This is a genomic window from Bacillus sp. JNUCC-21, from assembly GCF_041222765.1.
Lineage (GTDB): Bacteria > Bacillota > Bacilli > Bacillales > Bacillaceae > Bacillus > Bacillus velezensis.
Window position 1 is genome coordinate 419967 of sequence record NZ_CP166019.1, and the last position, 16989, is coordinate 436955.

A 16989-nucleotide genomic window follows, 5' to 3' on the forward strand; every position below is an offset into this window, starting at 1 on the left:
TATGAAAAACCATATGAGTGACATGAGTCCCGAAGAAGTCAGACAGCTGATCAGGAAGGGGCAGATGACCGGGCCGACGGCGGGGATGGCCGCTTCTTACGCACAAGCCAATCTCGTCGTTTTGCAAAAGGATCTGGCCTTTGATTTTCTCTTATTCTGCCAGCGCAATCAAAAGCCTTGTCCGGTGCTGGATGTGACGGATGCGGGTTCACCCGTTCCGGCAATAGCTGCGCCGGGAGCTGATATCCGGACGGACTTTCCGAAATACAGGATTTATCGGCATGGCGTGCTTACTGAAGAGGTAACGGATATTACGCCGTATTGGAAGGATGATTATGTCGGGTTTTTAATCGGCTGCAGTTTTTCATTCGAGCAAGCCCTTATTAATCAGCACATTCCAATCAGGCACATCGATGAGGATGTGAATGTCCCCATGTATAAAACAGACATTGACTGTGTTCCCGCCGGCCCGTTTTCTGGAAAGATGGTCGTCAGCATGAGACCGATTCCGGAAAGGCTTGCAGTCCGCGCGGCGCAGGTCACGTCACGTTTTCCCGCCGTGCACGGCGCCCCCGTCCGCATCGGAAATCCGCAAAGCATCGGTATCAGCGATTTGCATCAGCCGGATTTCGGAGATGCCGTAACGGTGCGGGAAGGTGAAGTTCCCGTATTCTGGGCTTGCGGCGTTACGCCCCAGGCGGTGATCATGGAAGCAAAGCCTGACATCGTAATAACACATTCACCGGGGCACATGCTGATCACCGATATACGAAATGAATCGCTTGCTGTCCTGTAAGTGAGAAAGAATACAACGAGGTGATGACAATGATGCAGTATAGCGGAAATACAGCGCTTGATATACAGCCGTACGGTGATTCCGCCGTTATCATCCGCTTTGGCGGGGACATCAGCGAAGAGGTCAACAGCCGGGTGCATGCGGCGGCAGCCTGTATGGAAGAACGGCCGTTTCCGGGCTTCGTTGAATGTATTCCGGCATTCACAAGCTTAACGATCTTTTATGATGTGTATGCCGTCTCAAACATAAAAAAAGGCGTCTCTCCTTTTGCCCTGGTCAAGAAAGAAGTGACAGAACGTCTCAGCCATATAATGACCGGCCGCAAAGAAGAGCGCCGGGTGATGGAAATCCCCGTTTGCTACGGCGGTGATTTCGGTCCCGATTTAGAAGAGGTCGCTGAGATGAACGATCTGACCCCGGAAGACGTCATCCGCATTCATACTGAAGGCGAATATCTCGTTTATATGCTCGGATTTGCGCCGGGATTTCCGTTTTTAGGAGGAATGTCTGAGCGGATCAGAGCGCCGAGAAAGGCGTCGCCAAGGCCGTCCATCCCGGCCGGTTCAGTAGGAATCGCGGGAATGCAGACCGGTGTGTATCCGATATCCACTCCCGGCGGCTGGCAGCTGATCGGCAGCACCCCGCTCCGTCTTTTCAGGCCGGAAGAACATCCGCCGAGTCTTTTGAGAGCGGGCGATACGGTGAAATTCGTCCGGATCACGGCAGAGGAGTACAGCCGCATCAAGGAGGGAGCCGAATGAGTATGAAAGTGGTAAAGCCCGGTCTCTTGACGACGGTTCAGGACACGGGGCGGACGGGATATCAGAAATACGGTGTGCTGGGAAGCGGCGCAATGGATACGATCTCACTGCGCATCGCCAATCTTCTTGCCGGAAATCAAGAAAAAGAGGCGGGACTGGAAATTACGCTCATGGGGCCCGGGCCTTCCTTTGAATTTTCAGAACCTGCGGTTATTGCCGTCACGGGAGCTGATTTCGCCCTTCATATTAATGGGGAGCCCGCCCCTCTGTGGAAACCGGTTTTGATAAAGGAAAACAGCGTCGTCTCATTCGGGCCGTGCAAGATGGGGAGCCGCGCTTATCTCGCCGTCGCGGGGGAATTTGACGTGCCCGCCGTCATGGAAAGCAAAAGCACGTATGTCAGAGCGGGGATCGGCGGTTTTTGCGGAAGAGCGCTGCAAAAAGATGATGAGCTGCCGCTCGGCCGTATGACGCCATGTTCGGAATCAATCGCGTACCGTCTGAGCGATTCTTTCGGACAGCATGGTTTCTCAGCGCCTGATTGGTCTGTCAGCAGCAGAGGATTTCTGCCGCTGAAAAAAAATCCGGTCATACGAGTGCTTGAAGGCGCTCAATTTCACGCTTTTACAGAAGAAGCAAAATTGCGTTTTCATCAAGAGTCATATACGGTCACGCCTCAATCCGACCGAATGGGCTACCGGCTGAAGGGCGCTCCGCTTGAATTGCGGGAGCCGCTGGAGATGGTATCTGAGGCCGTGACGTTCGGAACAGTGCAGGTGCCGCCGGACGGCAATCCGATTATTCTGCTGGCTGACAGACAGACGACGGGGGGCTATCCGCGGATGGCGCATATCATATCCGCTGATCTTCCTCTCGTCGCCCAAACGATGCCGGGGGAACATATCACGTTCCGGGCCGTTTCTCTGGAGGAAGCGGAAATGCTGCTTTTAGAGAAGGAACAGCAACTGAAGGAGCTGAAAGCAAGGCTCAAAATGGAATGGCTGATCTGACAAAGGGGCTAAAGATCATGGAAAACAAAAACAAAACCGTCATCAAATCAATGGAACTGCTTCATTTATTTATGACTGAACCGAGCCTGAGCTTAAATGAGCTGGTTTCTCTATCGGAAATGCCGAAGACCTCGGTTCACCGGATGGCAAGCTCGCTGGAGGAAACGGGATTTCTCACCCGGGCAGCGGACGGCCGTTATCAGCTTGGTCTGATCTTTCTACAGTTCGGCCAGCTCGTCTCTGAACGTCTGGACATCAGGAAAATAGCCAAACCGATTATGGAAGAGCTGTGCGGCGAAGTGGATGAGGCCGTTCAGCTGATCATGAGGGACGGAGATGAAGCCATTTACGTCGAAAAAATTGAAGGCACTCAAACCGTCCGCCTGTATACGGCAATCGGCCGCCGGTCGCCGCTGTACGCGGGAGCGTGCGCCAGAAGCATTCTATCGTTTCTGCCAAAAGAGGAGATTGACACATACATTCAGAAGACAAAGCTTGCCGCAATCGCCTCAGGCACGATGACGGATCGGGCTGAACTGCTTCAATCCATTGAAAGATCCTTACAATCAGGTTATACGATCAGCTATTCGGAATTAGAAGATTACACGGCGGCGATCGGGGCGCCGATTTTCAATCACGAAGGTAAGGTGGCTGCCGGAATCAGCATCGCCGGCTTCGAAGCCCGTTTTTCAGAGGATAGGCTGCCGTATTTAACCGAAAAGGTCAAAACCGCCGCACAGCATATTTCTGAGAAATTGGGTTATTGACCGAGCCAATTTTTCTTCACTCGCGTACATTACAATATCGATAGTAACGAGTGGAGGAAAGTAAATGGGACTTGTTTATACGGCGCTGGGGGATTCTTTGACGACGGGGAGGGGATCCGGGCCGTTTTCCGCCGGTTTTGTCCAGCGGTTCGGGCGTATGATGGCAGAAGATTTACAGACAAGAACCGACGTATCCATCTTTGCCAAATCAGGCCTTGAGACGGGAGAAATTCTCGGGCTTATGTCCTTGCCGTACATTCAGAGGCGGATTCAGGCTGCTGATATGATTACGATTACAGGCTGCGGCAACGATTTGATCGATTCGGTTCAGACATATCAGCAAACATCGGACGCTTCGGTGTTCACCGGCGTGTCCAGTCACTGCCATGAGAACTTTGAAAAGATGATTGCCAAGATCGCTGCCTTAAAAGGGCCGCACCCGTCTCCTTATGAGATCCGCGTCTTCAATTTATACAATCCTTTCCCGGGCATCTCCATTGCAGAAAAATGGATATCCTCTTATAATGCGCACCTCAGCACACTCGCATCGGCGCCGCACGTCAAAATTGCCGACGTCCACAGCGCTTTCAAAGGAAAAATGAATGAATATCTCTCTCATGACCGCGTACACCCCAACAGCAAGGGGTATGAAGTCATGGCATGCGTCCTGCGGGGGCTCGGATACGGAAGCCTTGCCCGCTCATAACCGCGCGCTCCTTTTCATCGGGAGCGCGCTTTTCGTGCTCCTTAAAACAAACTTAAAATTGTCCGACTTTCGTTCTATCCGCGCAAAAAATACGCTAGAATAATGGGGGATAAAGACAGAAATAGAATTGTGTTCAAAAAATGATAACAGAAAGGATGGATTGCTTTGCTGCGCGCCTTAAAACTGTCACTCGCGATGCTGATTATTATACTTGCGGCCGCCGCATTTACGTATGCGGAACATACCTCTGTCATACAGCCGGTTATGCTCGTGTTTCTCGGTGCGGTCATGTTCATTCAGGGGCTGGAGGAAAAACGGAAAGAAAACGACGGCTCCGGGAAATTCAATATCTATACCGCCGTTTTTGTATGGTCAATCTCCTTAATCGGTTTTACGCTTCACGCGATCTGAGTCTGATAGATCCTGAAAATGCTCCACAACGGGAAATGGTGAATAAAAACGGTGCAGTAAGGCTTTCCATTCCTGATATTCCGGCGATCCGCGAAAGCCTTTTGTATGATCTTCTAATGTCTCCCATTCCACAAGCAGCAAATATTTATGCGTCTTTTCCATACATTTGGACAAGGAATGGGACAGATAACCTTTCATGCCCGCGATAATCGGCTCCGCCCGGCGGAATGCCTCTTCGAATTCCCCCTCAAGACCTTCTTTTACATACAGCATGGCTGCTTCTCTGATCATCTGAAATTCCCCCTTTTTTTAATAGATACATTGTATAAGAATATGGCCCGTGACGGCAGGAAAAACAAAAAAATTTTAAACAATATGAGAAAAAAATCCTTGCCAGCCTGATTTGGTTTAGGAGAAAATAACAGTTGGAAGGCAGGGGAATAGACAGTGAAAAAAGGGTTATACCTATTACTTTTACTCGCAGGAATCATAGGTTTGATCGGCTGCTCGAAAACGGAATCGGCCGAAGACAGAATGAAAGATTTCGTAAAAGACTGGAACGGCGGTCATTACGATAAGATGTACCAAAGCCTCACCCAGGATGAAAAGAAAAAACGATCCAAAAAGGATTTTATAAAGCGATATGAAACCGTTTATGAACAAGCAGGGGTCAAAAATCTGAAAGTCACTGCCGAAAAACAGGACGAAGACGACAAGAAAAAAGATGACCTCCAGCACATCGATTATAAAGTCAGCATGGATACAAAAGCAGGGAAGGTCGCTTTTGAAAACACGGCCGTCCTGAAAAAAGAAAAAACAGACGATGGAGAATCATGGAACATCGACTGGAATCCTTCTTTTATTTTCAAACAGCTTTCCGATGACAAAACCGTGCAGATCGCAAATGAAGAACCGAAGCGCGGACAAATTTACGACAAAGACGGAAAAGGTCTCGCCGTGAATACCGAGGTGCCGGAAATCGGCATTATCCCTGGAAAACTCGGCAAGGATAAAGACAGCGTGATCAAAAAACTGTCTGAAAAACTGGACCTTTCTGAAGACGATATCAAAAGCAAACTGAACCAGGGCTGGGTAAAAGACGACTCCTATGTCCCGCTTCAAAAAATCAGACCGGATGATGAAAGCAAGGTCAAAAGCCTGCTCGCATTAGACGGCGTGACGAAAACGAAAGTCAGCTCCCGCTACTATCCGTACGGCGAAAAAGCGGCCCATCTGACCGGTTATATTAAAACCATCACAGCGGAGCAGCTGAAAAAAGCGAAAGACGGCCAATACAGCGATACATCCAAAATCGGCATCGCCGGCCTTGAGAATGTATATGAAGACAAGCTGCGCGGCACGACCGGCTGGAAAATTTACGTCCCGCAAACAGGTGAGGTCATTGCTGAAAAGAAAGCCGAAAGCGGGCAGGATATTCATGTAACGATTGATATGAAAACGCAGACGAAGCTGTATGATTCTATGAAAGATGACAGCGGAGCGGCAGTCGCCCTCGAACCGCAAACGGGAGAGACCCTCGCGCTCGTCAGCGCACCGTCTTATGACCCGAACGGCTTTATTTTCGGCTGGGGCGGAAAAGAATGGAAAAAGCTGAATGAAGATAAGAACAATCCGTTTTCAGCGAAATTCAACAAACTTTATGCGCCGGGATCAACGATTAAACCGATTGCCGCGGCAGTCGGCCTGACAAACGGCACATTGAAAGCGTCAGAAAAGAAAAAAATCACTGGAAAAGAGTGGCAGAAAGATTCAAGCTGGGGCGGTTACCATGTCACACGCGTATCAGAGCGCCTGAATGAAGTGGATCTCGAAAATGCGCTGATCACATCGGACAACATCTACTTTGCGCAAAATGCCATAGATGCCGGAGCGGACGCGTTTACAAAAGGATTAAAAACATTTGGGTTTGATGAAGAGATTCCGTACCAATTTCCGATTGAAAAGTCTTCAATCGCTAACGGCAAGCTTGATTCCGAGATCCTTCTCGGAGATACGGGCTACGGCCAGGGGCAGATGCTGATGTCTCCGCTGCACTTAGCTGCTGACTATACCGCATTTGTAACAGACGGAAATCTCGTCAAACCGACATTGATCAAAGACACAGAAAAAACACCGCAAATCTGGCATAAGCAAGTGGTGTCGAAAGCCAATGCCGAAGAAATCACAAAAGGGCTGAGAGGCGTCGTTGAAGATCCGCGCGGCTCTGCATATCAGCCGGCCGTAAGCGGCATTACCGTAGCCGGAAAAACCGGTACAGCCGAGCTGAAAACGTCTAAAGAAGATAAAGACGGCAAAGAAAACGGCTGGTTTGTCGGTTACGATTATAAAAAGAAAGACCTCTTGATCGCGATGATGATTCAAGACGTCAAAAAACGCGGCGGAAGCCATTACGTCGTTGAAAAAGCGAAAAAGCAGTTTCAGAATCATTAAATGACGATTTTTGCGGGCTGAAAGGAAAATCGGCCGCCGAAGCAGAATGAAACAGCATGGGCAATTCCTGAAAACAGAGATACAAGAGGCTCTAAGAAAAAGGGGGATTTCACATGCAGCGCATTCAATTGGCTGAAGACCTGGAATTTTCAAGAGTGATACACGGGCTTTGGCGTCTGAACGAATGGAATGTTTCAGACGGAGAGCTGCTGAATCTGATTGAATGGTGCATCAGCCAAGGCATCACCACCTTCGACCATGCCGATATATACGGCGGTTATACGTGTGAAAAGCTCTTCGGCGGCGCTTTGTCCCTTTCGCCTTCAATAAGGGAGCGAATCGAAATCGTCACAAAATGCGGGATTGTCATTGAATCACCGGAACGGCCCGGAAACAAGTCGCATCATTATAATACGTCGAAGTCTCACATTTTAGCGTCGGCGGAGCAGTCGCTTTTGAATCTGAATACGGATTATCTGGACGTGCTGCTCATTCACAGACCGGACCCGCTTATGGACCCGGAGGCGGTGGCTGAAGCGTTTCATGCGCTGAAAAGCTCGGGAAAGGTCAGATATTTCGGGGTGTCGAACTTTAAAGCGCACCAGTACAGAATGCTCGAATCCTATTTGGATGATCCGCTCATCACAAACCAAATTGAAATCTCGGCGTACGAGCTGGAAAATATTCATGACGGCACGCTGGATTTCTGTCAGGAAAAACGCATTCCGCCGATGGCGTGGTCACCGCTTGCGGGCGGGAGCGTCTTTACCGGACAATCAGATAAGGACGTCCGTATCCGTGCCGCGCTTCGTTCCGTTCAGGAAGAAATCGGCGCCGCTTCCATTGACGAAGTCATGTACGCATGGCTGTTCACCCACCCGGCAGACATCATGCCGATTGTCGGCAGCGGAAAAGAGAACCGCATTTCCGCCGCGGTGCGTGCATCCGCGTACAAACTCAGCCATGATCAGTGGTTCCGGATTTATACCAGTGTCCAAGGCTGCGATATTCCATAAACAGAACAAACGCCCGGAAGCTATCTTCCGGGCGTTTGTTTATGTGGTGTGCAATGTCTAAAAACAAGTAAGGTCACTTTGAAGTATAGCCGTGCGGATCAAGAGTAACAAGCGTCATGGCATATTATCTGACACATTTTTCTTTTTCAATACTGTCACACGGCCCAGTGCCAAATTGCCATTTGAAAATGGTTGAATAATCATTGAAAGCGTTTTATATTATAACTTACACCACTTTCCCCGGCAGCACTCCCCATATGCCATACTTCTCACAACTAGAAAATCTGGAGGCGCGTTTCATGTATATGACAGCGAGAGAACAAAAATTAATGAAACATCTATTACTGCAGAACCGGTACGAGACAGTGCATGAACTGGCGGAAGCTTTACAAGTCAGCACAAGAACCGTTCACCGCGAGTTAAAAACAATCAAACCGATAATGGAATCATTCGGTCTGGCACTTGATAAACAGCCCGGCAAAGGACTGAAAGCGGTAGGAAACCCGGAGGACAAACAAAAACTCCTGTCAGACCTGTCCTATGAACAGCATGAATACAGCGCTGAGGAGCGGAAACTTTTAATTCTATGTTCACTATTAGAGTCTCAAGAGCCGATCAAGCTCTACAGTCTGGCGAACGAACTGCAAGTGACAAACGCGACGATCAGCTATGACCTGGATGAGCTGGAGACTTGGATTGCGCCCTTCGGCTTGACGCTGATCCGAAAAAGGGGCTTCGGCATTCAGCTGACGGGGCCGGAAAATGCGAAACGGAAAATCGTCGGCAATCTCATCGTCAACCGCCTTGATATTCAAAGCTTTTTGGAAGCGGTTGAATTGAATATTAAAGGAAAACCGGACGATGCTGAAAAAATGTTCGGCGTCGTAAATAAAGCGGAACTTTTGAAAATGGACCGGCTCTTAATTCAGCTCAAGGAAAAAATCGCGATCGCCTTATCTGACAGCTCATACATGGCGCTTGCGGTTCATTTAACCTTTGCGATGGACCGGATCAGGCTCGGAGAAACCATCACGATGGAGGCTTCGGAACTAAAAGCGCTGCAGCAGACGAAGGAGTACGGCTCTGCGCTGGAAATGGCAAAAGAGCTTGAAAAAGCGTTCGGCGTTTCAATTCCGGAAGCTGAGATCGGATATATCACCATTCATTTGCGGAGCGCCAACCGCAAATACAAAACGGAATTCAAACCGGAAGACATAGAGGTTGAAACGGCCTTGCAAACGAAGCAGCTGATCGGCTTCATTTCTGAAAAAATTAAAATTGATCTGACGGAAAACGGTTCTTTATACGACGGTTTAATCGCCCATCTGGAGCCTGCGATCAACCGGGTAAAAGAAAATATCGACATGTACAACCCGATGACCGAGCAAATTAAACGCGACTACTTTCTGCTGTACATGGCCGTAGAAGAAGGAATGGAAAAATTCTTTCCGGGGCTTCTTTTCTCTGATAATGAGATCGCTTTCATCGTTCTTCACTTCGGCTCCGCTTTGGAAATCAAACGGGAAGAGGCGAAGATCAAAGCGCTGATCGTCTGTTCAAGCGGCATCGGGTCGTCCAAAATGCTCGCATCCAGGCTGAAAAAAGAGCTTTCGGAAATCCGTTCCTTTGATATGTCTTCCCTCATCGAACTGAAGGATCGAGACATCACCGCGTATGACATGATCGTATCCACCGTTCCGATCCCGTATGAAAATATTGATTACGTCATGGTCAGTCCGCTTTTAAACGAAGAAGACGCTGATCAGGTCAAGCAGTACATCAAAAGAAAAATTCCGCTGATTCTTGACAAAAAAAGAAACGGCAAAAGAGAAGAGAAGCAGCCGGAGACGCCTGATATGCTGGAAGCGGCCGGCCGTATGGCGCATTACGCGGCGGTTATCCAAAGCGTGCTGCGGAACTTTTCGATCAAATCCATTGATTCAAACACGGCGTATGAGCTGTTTTTGAACCGTATGTTTGACATGCTGGAGCAAGAAGGATTGGTTCATAATGCCCAAAAAACCGCACAGCGCCTTGCTGAGCGTGAACGACAGGGCGGACTCGGCATTCCGGGAACGGCGATGGCCCTGTACCATCTCAAAAATGAAGAAATTGTCACGCCTTTTTTCAAAATTTATGATTTGACGGCTCCATGCAGTGTCAAAGGCATGGACGGAAATTCCCTGACCGTCGACCGCGCTTTGGTGATGATGGCGCCGGCTGATATGGCCGCTGAAGGGTCGGAAATACTAAGTGCGGTCAGCTCGGCCATCATCGAGTCCGAAGGCAGTATAAAAGCCTTCCAGACGGAGGATGAGGCCGATTTATACAAACGTTTAAACAAGCTGTTTTATCATTTCATTCAGGAGAAAGGACAGCGGTAAACAGGAAGCGCACACCTCATGTGGGGTGTGTTTTTTTGCGCATGTATGAGGGTAAGGGGAAGGGAAGAAACTAAAAACACGGGACTATTGTATCATTCACTGATGGAATAGTTCTAAAACAAAATAGTTTTACAAGTTATATTTTTTGGTTTAAAATGGGTTGCGTGAGAAAGAAAATCTGACAGAGTTTTTTGTGATTTATCATTATGGGAGATGAAAATATGGAGACATTACAGCATCTGATTCTGCATGACATTTCAAATAGCGAAGAGATCGAAGCTGTAAAAAGCGGTGCGCATACCCTGACCTACGCGGAATATCGAAAACGAATCAACCAGCTTGCACAAGCGCTTCTTGATAAAGGAATAAAAAAAGGCGACAGAGTGGCGATGCTTTGCAAAAACGGCCACGCGGCATCCATTGTCATGTTTGCGGCACTCGAAATCGGCGCGGTGGTTGTGCCGGTCAGCTGGCAATTAACACCTTACGAAATGAAAGGCATTTTAGCAGCCTGTGAACCGAAAGCTGTTTTTTACAGCACTGAATTTAAAGAGATTATGGAAGAAGTGCTTCCTGCGCTGGTATCTTCTCTTAAACTGAAGGTCGAGACCGGAACAGCTGCGGAGACAACGCCTCAGTTTGACGCTTTATTGACAGGCTCCGGTGATACACCGGATGTCGAAACGGTGTCTGAAAACGATACGGCATTGCTGATGTTTACCTCAGGTACAACCGGCAATCCGAAACGCTGCATGATCACTCACGGCGGCATATACAACTACGTAAACGCGACATTGGCATACACGGGGAGAATGCAGCATGTCCGCTTCTTAGCATGCCATCCGAATTACCATACGAGCGCGATTATCTGCCAGATGGTCGGCACGATGAGCGGAACGACATTCATTATGACAGACAATCAGGACCCTGTGGAAAACCTGAAGCTCATCGAAAAAGAAAAAATTCAAACCATCATGGCGCTGCCAGTCTATTTCACATACCTGCTGAAAGCATGGGAAACGCACCAGACTGACATGTCTTCTATCGTTTATATGATGACGGGAGGCACAAAGGTGCCAAGCAGCCTGATCCAGCAGTATCTCGACATCGGCATTCCGCTCATGCACGGATACGGAAGCACGGAAGCGTGGGGCATCAGCTCTTGGAATCCGCAAATGGGAATGGATAAAGCCGCTTCCGCGGGTAAACCGATGGAAGAAGTGGATGTCCGCGTTGTAGATCCGGAAACAGGTGAAGTCCTTCCGCAAGGCTCAATCGGAGAAGTCGTTGTGACAAGTCCGTTTTTATTCAAAGGCTACGAAGGTAACGAAGAAGCGACACGAAAAGTGCTGAAAGACGGTTGGTTCCATACCGGCGATTCCGGATATGTGGATGAAGACGGATTTATCTTTATCACCGGACGTTATAAAGATGTCATCATCTACGGCGGCGACAATATTTATCCCGACCAGATTGAAGAGGTCATTCAGCAAGTGCCGGGCATTCTCGAAACGGCGGTTGTCGGTATCCCTGATCCGCTTTACGGTGAAAAGCCGAAAGCGTTCATCGTGACAAACGGCAGAGAAGACCTGACAGAAGAAGAAGTGACCCGATTCCTTCAAGAACGTCTTGCCGCCTTTAAAATTCCGGAAATTGAGTTCGTCAGCGAACTTCCGAAAAACAACCTTGGAAAAGTGAGAAAAGACGTGCTCCGCAAACAAGCGGTACGTTCATAATTGAAAACAAAAACCCGGCTGCCAGCCGGGTTTTTTTCTTGCGTTCCATGTGAAACATTTTTCTCCGAAAACGTTTTGAACTGTCTCAATCATGTTTATCCGGAGGACTGCCGAGGTAGACAAGAAATATGAGATCGAACAAGAAGGAGGAACTTGACATGGAAAACTATCCGAAGGAATTCCCGGCGGAATCACAAAACCGCCAGCCGGGCATTGAAAGCGAAATGAATCCGGCGCCTGTTTATGAATACAAAGAATATAAAGGCGCTGATAAATTAAAAGGGAAAACCGCACTTATCACAGGGGGCGACAGCGGTATCGGACGCGCCGTAGCGGTTGCTTACGCGAAGGAAGGCGCAAATGTCGCGATCGTCTATTTTGATGAACACGGTGATGCGGAAGATACAAAAAAACGAGTGGAAGAAGAAGGCGTAAAATGTCTGTTAATCCCCGGCGATGTCGGTGAGGAAGACTTTTGCAATGAAGCGGTTGAAAAAACGGTTGAAGAATTCGGGCGTCTTGATATTCTCGTGAATAACGCCGCGGAACAGCATCCGAAAGAAAGCATTAAAGACATCACAAGCGAGCAGCTTCACAGAACCTTTAAAACAAACTTTTACTCACAATTTTATTTGACTAAAAAAGCGATTGATTACATGAAGCCGGGCAGCGCGATCATCAATACGACATCCATTAATCCTTACACAGGCAATCCGCAGCTGATTGACTACACGGCTACAAAAGGCGCGATTAACGGTTTTACGAGATCCATGGCGCAAGCGCTCGTCAACGACGGTATCCGTGTCAACGCCGTGGCACCGGGGCCGATCTGGACACCGCTCATTCCGGCGACATTCTCAGAAGAAACAGTCGCTTCCTTCGGTCAGACTACTCCGATGGGGCGGGCAGGCCAGCCTGTTGAGCATGTCGGCTGCTATGTGCTCTTGGCCTCAGATGAATCATCTTATATGACCGGGCAGACGCTGCATGTCAACGGCGGCAAATTTGTAACCACATAAGGGGGCTGAAGCATGACGATATCGAAACATGATGTGAATGCATACTATCAAAAAGCGGGAATCGTTCTGACTGGTAATGAAGTCGAAGACATTCAAATCATGGATTACGGCTTAGGCAAGCTTGAGGAAACCGGGCTTCAGCTGTTTATTTACGTGAATACCGACCGCTACTGTTCGAAAGAATTGGTGCTCTTCCCGCGCCAGACGTGTCCGGAACACCGCCATCCGCCGGTCGGCGGCGAGAAGGGAAAACAAGAGACATTCCGCTGCCGCTGGGGGAAGGTGTATCTCTATGTGGAAGGCGAAAAGACAGAGAACCCAAGCGTCCTCCCGCCGGAAGATGACAAGGAATACTACACCGTCTGGCATGAGATTGTGCTTGAGCCGGGCGGACAATACACCATTCCGCCGGATACGAAGCATTGGTTTCAAGCGGGAGAAGAAGGGGCGGTCGTCACGGAAATGTCATCGACAAGCACGGATGATCACGACATTTTCACCGACCCGCGCATTTAAGGATGAGGCTGCACGCCTCATCTTTTTTGTATGGAAAAAAATGAATTTACCTGTATAATGGCTAATAAAGGAAAGAAGGTGTGATCGTGTTTTCCTGTCAAATCCGGGAACATCTGACGATCAGATTGCTTGCCAAAGAAGATACGGACGAATTGTATTCTGTTATGAAGCGAAATCAAAACCATCTCAGCGAATGGCTCAGCTGGGCGGAAGACCTGGCTGATATCGATACGTACCGCGATGTGATCATCCCCGAATGGCGCTATAAATACGCGGAAGAAAATGGGTTTGACGCCGGAATTTTTGTGAAGGGCCGGTTTTGCGGCATGATCAGCATCCATAATGTCGATACAGCCAATCAAAAAGCAGAGATCGGCTACTGGCTGGATCGAGAGCATGAAGGATTCGGCATTATCACCGCAAGCTGCCGGGCGGTCATCACCCATGCATTTCAGGATCTCGGCCTGAACCGCATTATGATCAGCGCGGCTGAAAAAAACATGAAAAGCAGGGCAGTGGCGGAGCGGCTCGGATTTCAGAAAGAAGGACTGACGAGAGAAGGCATTTTCGTACAGGGCGCCTATCATGACACGGTGAACTACAGCATGCTGAAGCGGGAATGGAGCGAAGATCGGCAGAAGAGCACATTTCTTGGTTTAAATGTCTCCCCAATGTGGAAAAGTAAAAGCGGAGACGTTAAAAAGGAGTGATTCTTCATGAATCAAAATGAAATCAAAGAAAAAGTGCTTGAAGTACTGGATCATCATAAAGTCGGTTCGCTTGCGACGGTAGAGCAAGGCAAACCGCATTCACGCTACATGACATTTTTCCATGACGGCTTAACGATTTACACGCCGACGAGCAAAGACACTCATAAAGCGGAAGAAATTGAAAACAATCCGAATGTTCATATTCTGTTAGGGTATGACTGTGAAGGATTCGGAGACGCTTATGTGGAAGTGGCCGGAACCGCCAAACTGAACAACTCAGCCGATTTAAAAGAAAAGCTGTGGGATCCGAAACTGGAACGCTGGTTTGACGGAAAAGACGATCCGAACCTGGTGGTTCTTGAAATTGAACCGAAGCAGATCAAGCTCATGAACGCGGGTGAAAAAACGCCGGCCGAGCTGGAACTTTAATAAATCATTTGATCATTCAGGGGCAATCTGTTATACTTAATTGCTAAGTGACAACATGCAAATAAAAAAGAAAGTAAACTTCTTTTTTCTGTTTTGATATAGAAGCTTCAGGCTTCAACGGACAGCTTGAAAAAAAGCTGAGCTTATTCTTTTCCTTCTGACATTCGCCCCTAACGAAGAGATGGAAAAAAGACTTTTTGTTTTACAATTCACACCGGCGCGGCTTCGGAGCCGCAGTGACGATTGAGAGGTAGGGCTTTCGTTGTCTTGTGTTCAAGAACTTCCATGGTGTTTACTTTCGAAGAATGATTCTGTCGGAACTGTTAATACGAATCACCCGCGGGCTAAGGCGGGCAACCATATATTATTTATTTGCGTAAGAAAAGAATAAGACAAAACCGCTCCGGACATCCGGGCGGTTTTTTTATGTAAACGGCCGAAACCTCGCCGCAGTCTGCAGAGTCTAATCAGTAGAAAAGATTTGGAGGAATCATACATTGCACGTTATTACTTCACAAGTACTGTTTATCTTCTGTTTTCTGCTGCTGATACATTCGATTGAAACGCTTGCCTATGCAACACGGCTTTCCGGCGCGAGAGTCGGATTTATCGCGTCCGCGCTGTCATTATTTAATGTCATGGTCATCGTGTCGCGCATGTCAAACATGGTTCAGCAGCCGTTTACCGGACATCTGATTGATGCCGCCGGATCAAACGCCCTGTCTCTTGTGGGCGCCCAGTTTCGATTTTTAATATTCGGCTCCACGGTCGGAACGATGCTCGGCATCTGTCTTTTGCCGACATTCGTCGCGTTATTCTCCAGGGCGATTATACACTTGGCGGACGGAGGAGGCTCCGTCATGCAGGTATTTAAAAAAGGATTTTCACTGAACGGGCTGAAGCATGCGCGTTCTTATATCAGACTGCCGTCAGTCTCCTATTTAAAAGGGCTTCAATTCCGAATGATTCCGAAACGCTTGTTTGTCATTAATATGGTCATTACGTCTATTTACACGATCGGTGTTCTGTCCGCTCTGTACGCCGGCCTTCTGGCGCCTGAGCACAGCACGACCGCCGTGATGGCATCAGGCTTAATCAACGGAGTTGCGACTATGCTGCTGGCTGTGTTTGTTGACCCGAAAGTCTCCGTACTGGCAGACGATGTGGCGAAGGGCAAGCGCAGCTACGTCTCCTTAAAATGGACATCATTGACGATGGTCACATCAAGGGTCGCTGGTACGCTTCTCGCCCAGCTCGTATTCATCCCCGGCGCTTATTATATCGCCTGGGTGACGAAATGGATGTAACGCATGAAAAAAGCTCCTCTGCAGAAGAGGAGCTTTTTTATTGATAATTTCTCAGGCCGCGATCATAAATAAAATTACCGAACGGAATAAAGGCCGCGATAAAACCGGCGGCTGACCATTTCACATGCCATTTGACAGTAAACGCCGCATACGCCAGCACCGCCAGATAAATGATAAACAAACCGCCGTGAATGGAACCGGCAATGGTGACGGCGAGCGGATGATGAGCCCAATACTTCAGCGGCATCGCGATAAACAGCAGCACCAAAAGCGACATTCCTTCAATAAACCCCATCGTGCGAAGTCTGCCGATAGGCGTGTGTAACATACAGCTCCCTCCTGTCGGACATCTTTTTTCCTCTATACTATAAGCAAAGGGCAGTCCTAATATGACCATTTCGCGTCTGTTCCTGAAAAAACCTTCATGATTTCAGCCTGTTGTTCTTGTCATTTTTCGGATTTCTCTTGATAATATAGCCAAAAGGGTAAGGAAGGACTACAGTCATGAAACTAGATAATGTGGATCTGAGCATCATCAAAGAGCTCCAAAGGGACAGCCGCCTGTCCATGCGGGAACTGGGCAGAAAAATCAAATTGTCAGCTCCGTCCGTCACAGAGCGTGTCAGACAGCTTGAATCCTTCGGCGTCATTATGCGCTATACATTGGACATTGATCAAAAAAAGATCGGGCTTCCTGTTTCCTGCATTGTCGAAGCGACAGTGAAAAACGGAAAATACGATCAATTTAAAACCTACATTCAATCCATTCCCAACATTGAATTTTGTTTTCGGGTCGCCGGGGCGGCGTGTTATATGCTGAAGATGAACGCGGACAGCCTGGAAACGATCGAACACTTCATCAACCGCACCTCTCCGTATGCCCAAACCGTGACCCACGTCATTTTCTCAGAAATTGACACAAAAAACGTCCTCGATTAGAGAGAGCGTGAGGAAGTCTGTTATAATAACA

General features: G+C 48.4%; 18 protein-coding genes. 16 read left to right on the top strand and 2 right to left on the bottom strand.

Annotated elements, in window-relative coordinates; translation table 11 throughout:
- The first annotated feature begins 1 nt into the window (after nt 1).
- The 6 genes from JNUCC21_RS02135 (at nt 2) to JNUCC21_RS02160 (ending at nt 4451) form a co-directional block, all read left to right on the top strand.
- Nucleotides 2-796, top strand: coding sequence for a putative hydro-lyase (locus JNUCC21_RS02135; RefSeq protein ID WP_025284242.1), 795 nt, complete (start codon nt 2-4; stop codon nt 794-796).
- A 29-nt stretch (nt 797-825) separates the two neighbouring features.
- Nucleotides 826-1557 (top strand): 5-oxoprolinase subunit PxpB, encoded by a 732-nt coding sequence (pxpB, locus tag JNUCC21_RS02140; protein WP_052827054.1) that lies wholly within the window; start codon nt 826-828, stop codon nt 1555-1557.
- Nucleotides 1558-1559: 2 nt separating this feature from the next.
- Nucleotides 1560-2567, top strand: a complete 1008-nt coding sequence (locus JNUCC21_RS02145) for a biotin-dependent carboxyltransferase family protein (protein WP_369878805.1) — start codon at nt 1560-1562, stop codon at nt 2565-2567.
- 17 nt (nt 2568-2584) lie between these two features.
- Entirely contained in the window at nt 2585-3334 is a 750-nt protein-coding gene (locus JNUCC21_RS02150; RefSeq protein WP_369878522.1) for an IclR family transcriptional regulator, read from the top strand.
- Nucleotides 3335-3398: 64 nt separating this feature from the next.
- Nucleotides 3399-4040, top strand: a complete 642-nt coding sequence (locus JNUCC21_RS02155; protein WP_043021411.1) for a GDSL-type esterase/lipase family protein — start codon at nt 3399-3401, stop codon at nt 4038-4040.
- A gap of 195 nt (nt 4041-4235) precedes the next feature.
- Nucleotides 4236-4451 (top strand): YczI family protein, encoded by a 216-nt coding sequence (locus JNUCC21_RS02160; protein WP_369719110.1) that lies wholly within the window; start codon nt 4236-4238, stop codon nt 4449-4451.
- On the opposite strand, the gene JNUCC21_RS02165 is transcribed toward JNUCC21_RS02160, so the two are convergent.
- Nucleotides 4422-4742 carry an antibiotic biosynthesis monooxygenase gene (locus tag JNUCC21_RS02165; RefSeq protein ID WP_003156282.1) on the bottom strand — a complete coding sequence of 107 codons (321 nt, stop codon included), beginning with the start codon at nt 4740-4742 and terminating at the stop codon, nt 4422-4424. The genes JNUCC21_RS02160 and JNUCC21_RS02165 overlap by 30 nt on opposite strands.
- 156 nt (nt 4743-4898) lie before the next feature.
- On the opposite strand from JNUCC21_RS02165, the gene JNUCC21_RS02170 reads away from it, so the two are divergent.
- The 9 genes from JNUCC21_RS02170 to JNUCC21_RS02210 all read left to right on the top strand — a co-directional run bounded on the left by JNUCC21_RS02170 (nt 4899) and on the right by JNUCC21_RS02210 (nt 16019).
- Entirely contained in the window at nt 4899-6902 is a 2004-nt protein-coding gene (locus tag JNUCC21_RS02170; RefSeq protein ID WP_369878523.1) for a penicillin-binding transpeptidase domain-containing protein, read from the top strand.
- A gap of 113 nt (nt 6903-7015) precedes the next feature.
- The gene (locus tag JNUCC21_RS02175) at nt 7016-7918 is read left to right on the top strand and encodes an aldo/keto reductase family oxidoreductase (protein ID WP_053104577.1); all 903 of its coding nucleotides are present in this window, start codon (nt 7016-7018) and stop codon (nt 7916-7918) included.
- Nucleotides 7919-8217: 299 nt separating this feature from the next.
- Nucleotides 8218-10302 (top strand): BglG family transcription antiterminator, encoded by a 2085-nt coding sequence (locus tag JNUCC21_RS02180; RefSeq protein ID WP_369878524.1) that lies wholly within the window; start codon nt 8218-8220, stop codon nt 10300-10302.
- 221 nt (nt 10303-10523) lie between these two features.
- On the top strand, nt 10524-12038 hold the full coding sequence (locus tag JNUCC21_RS02185; RefSeq protein ID WP_369878525.1) for a class I adenylate-forming enzyme family protein: 1515 nt from the start codon (nt 10524-10526) through the stop codon (nt 12036-12038).
- Between the two features lie 158 nt (nt 12039-12196).
- Nucleotides 12197-13057: an SDR family oxidoreductase gene (locus JNUCC21_RS02190; RefSeq protein WP_007410307.1), complete on the top strand. Its 861-nt coding sequence runs from the start codon at nt 12197-12199 to the stop codon at nt 13055-13057.
- A gap of 12 nt (nt 13058-13069) precedes the next feature.
- The gene (locus JNUCC21_RS02195; RefSeq protein ID WP_060563097.1) at nt 13070-13573 is read left to right on the top strand and encodes a D-lyxose/D-mannose family sugar isomerase; all 504 of its coding nucleotides are present in this window, start codon (nt 13070-13072) and stop codon (nt 13571-13573) included.
- A gap of 86 nt (nt 13574-13659) precedes the next feature.
- Complete coding sequence (locus tag JNUCC21_RS02200; RefSeq protein ID WP_015239168.1) at nt 13660-14283, top strand: GNAT family N-acetyltransferase; 624 nt, start codon at nt 13660-13662, stop codon at nt 14281-14283.
- A 6-nt stretch (nt 14284-14289) separates the two neighbouring features.
- Nucleotides 14290-14712, top strand: a complete 423-nt coding sequence (locus JNUCC21_RS02205) for a pyridoxamine 5'-phosphate oxidase family protein (RefSeq protein WP_369878526.1) — start codon at nt 14290-14292, stop codon at nt 14710-14712.
- 497 nt (nt 14713-15209) lie between these two features.
- Entirely contained in the window at nt 15210-16019 is an 810-nt protein-coding gene (locus JNUCC21_RS02210) for a lipid II flippase Amj family protein (protein WP_012116831.1), read from the top strand.
- 37 nt (nt 16020-16056) lie between these two features.
- Here the strand turns inward: JNUCC21_RS02210 and JNUCC21_RS02215 are convergent, their stop codons facing one another.
- Nucleotides 16057-16347 carry a DUF3817 domain-containing protein gene (locus JNUCC21_RS02215; protein ID WP_003156265.1) on the bottom strand — a complete coding sequence of 97 codons (291 nt, stop codon included), beginning with the start codon at nt 16345-16347 and terminating at the stop codon, nt 16057-16059.
- Between the two features lie 176 nt (nt 16348-16523).
- On the opposite strand from JNUCC21_RS02215, the gene JNUCC21_RS02220 reads away from it, so the two are divergent.
- Complete coding sequence (locus JNUCC21_RS02220) at nt 16524-16958, top strand: Lrp/AsnC family transcriptional regulator (protein ID WP_369878527.1); 435 nt, start codon at nt 16524-16526, stop codon at nt 16956-16958.
- Nucleotides 16959-16989: the final 31 nt, after the last annotated feature.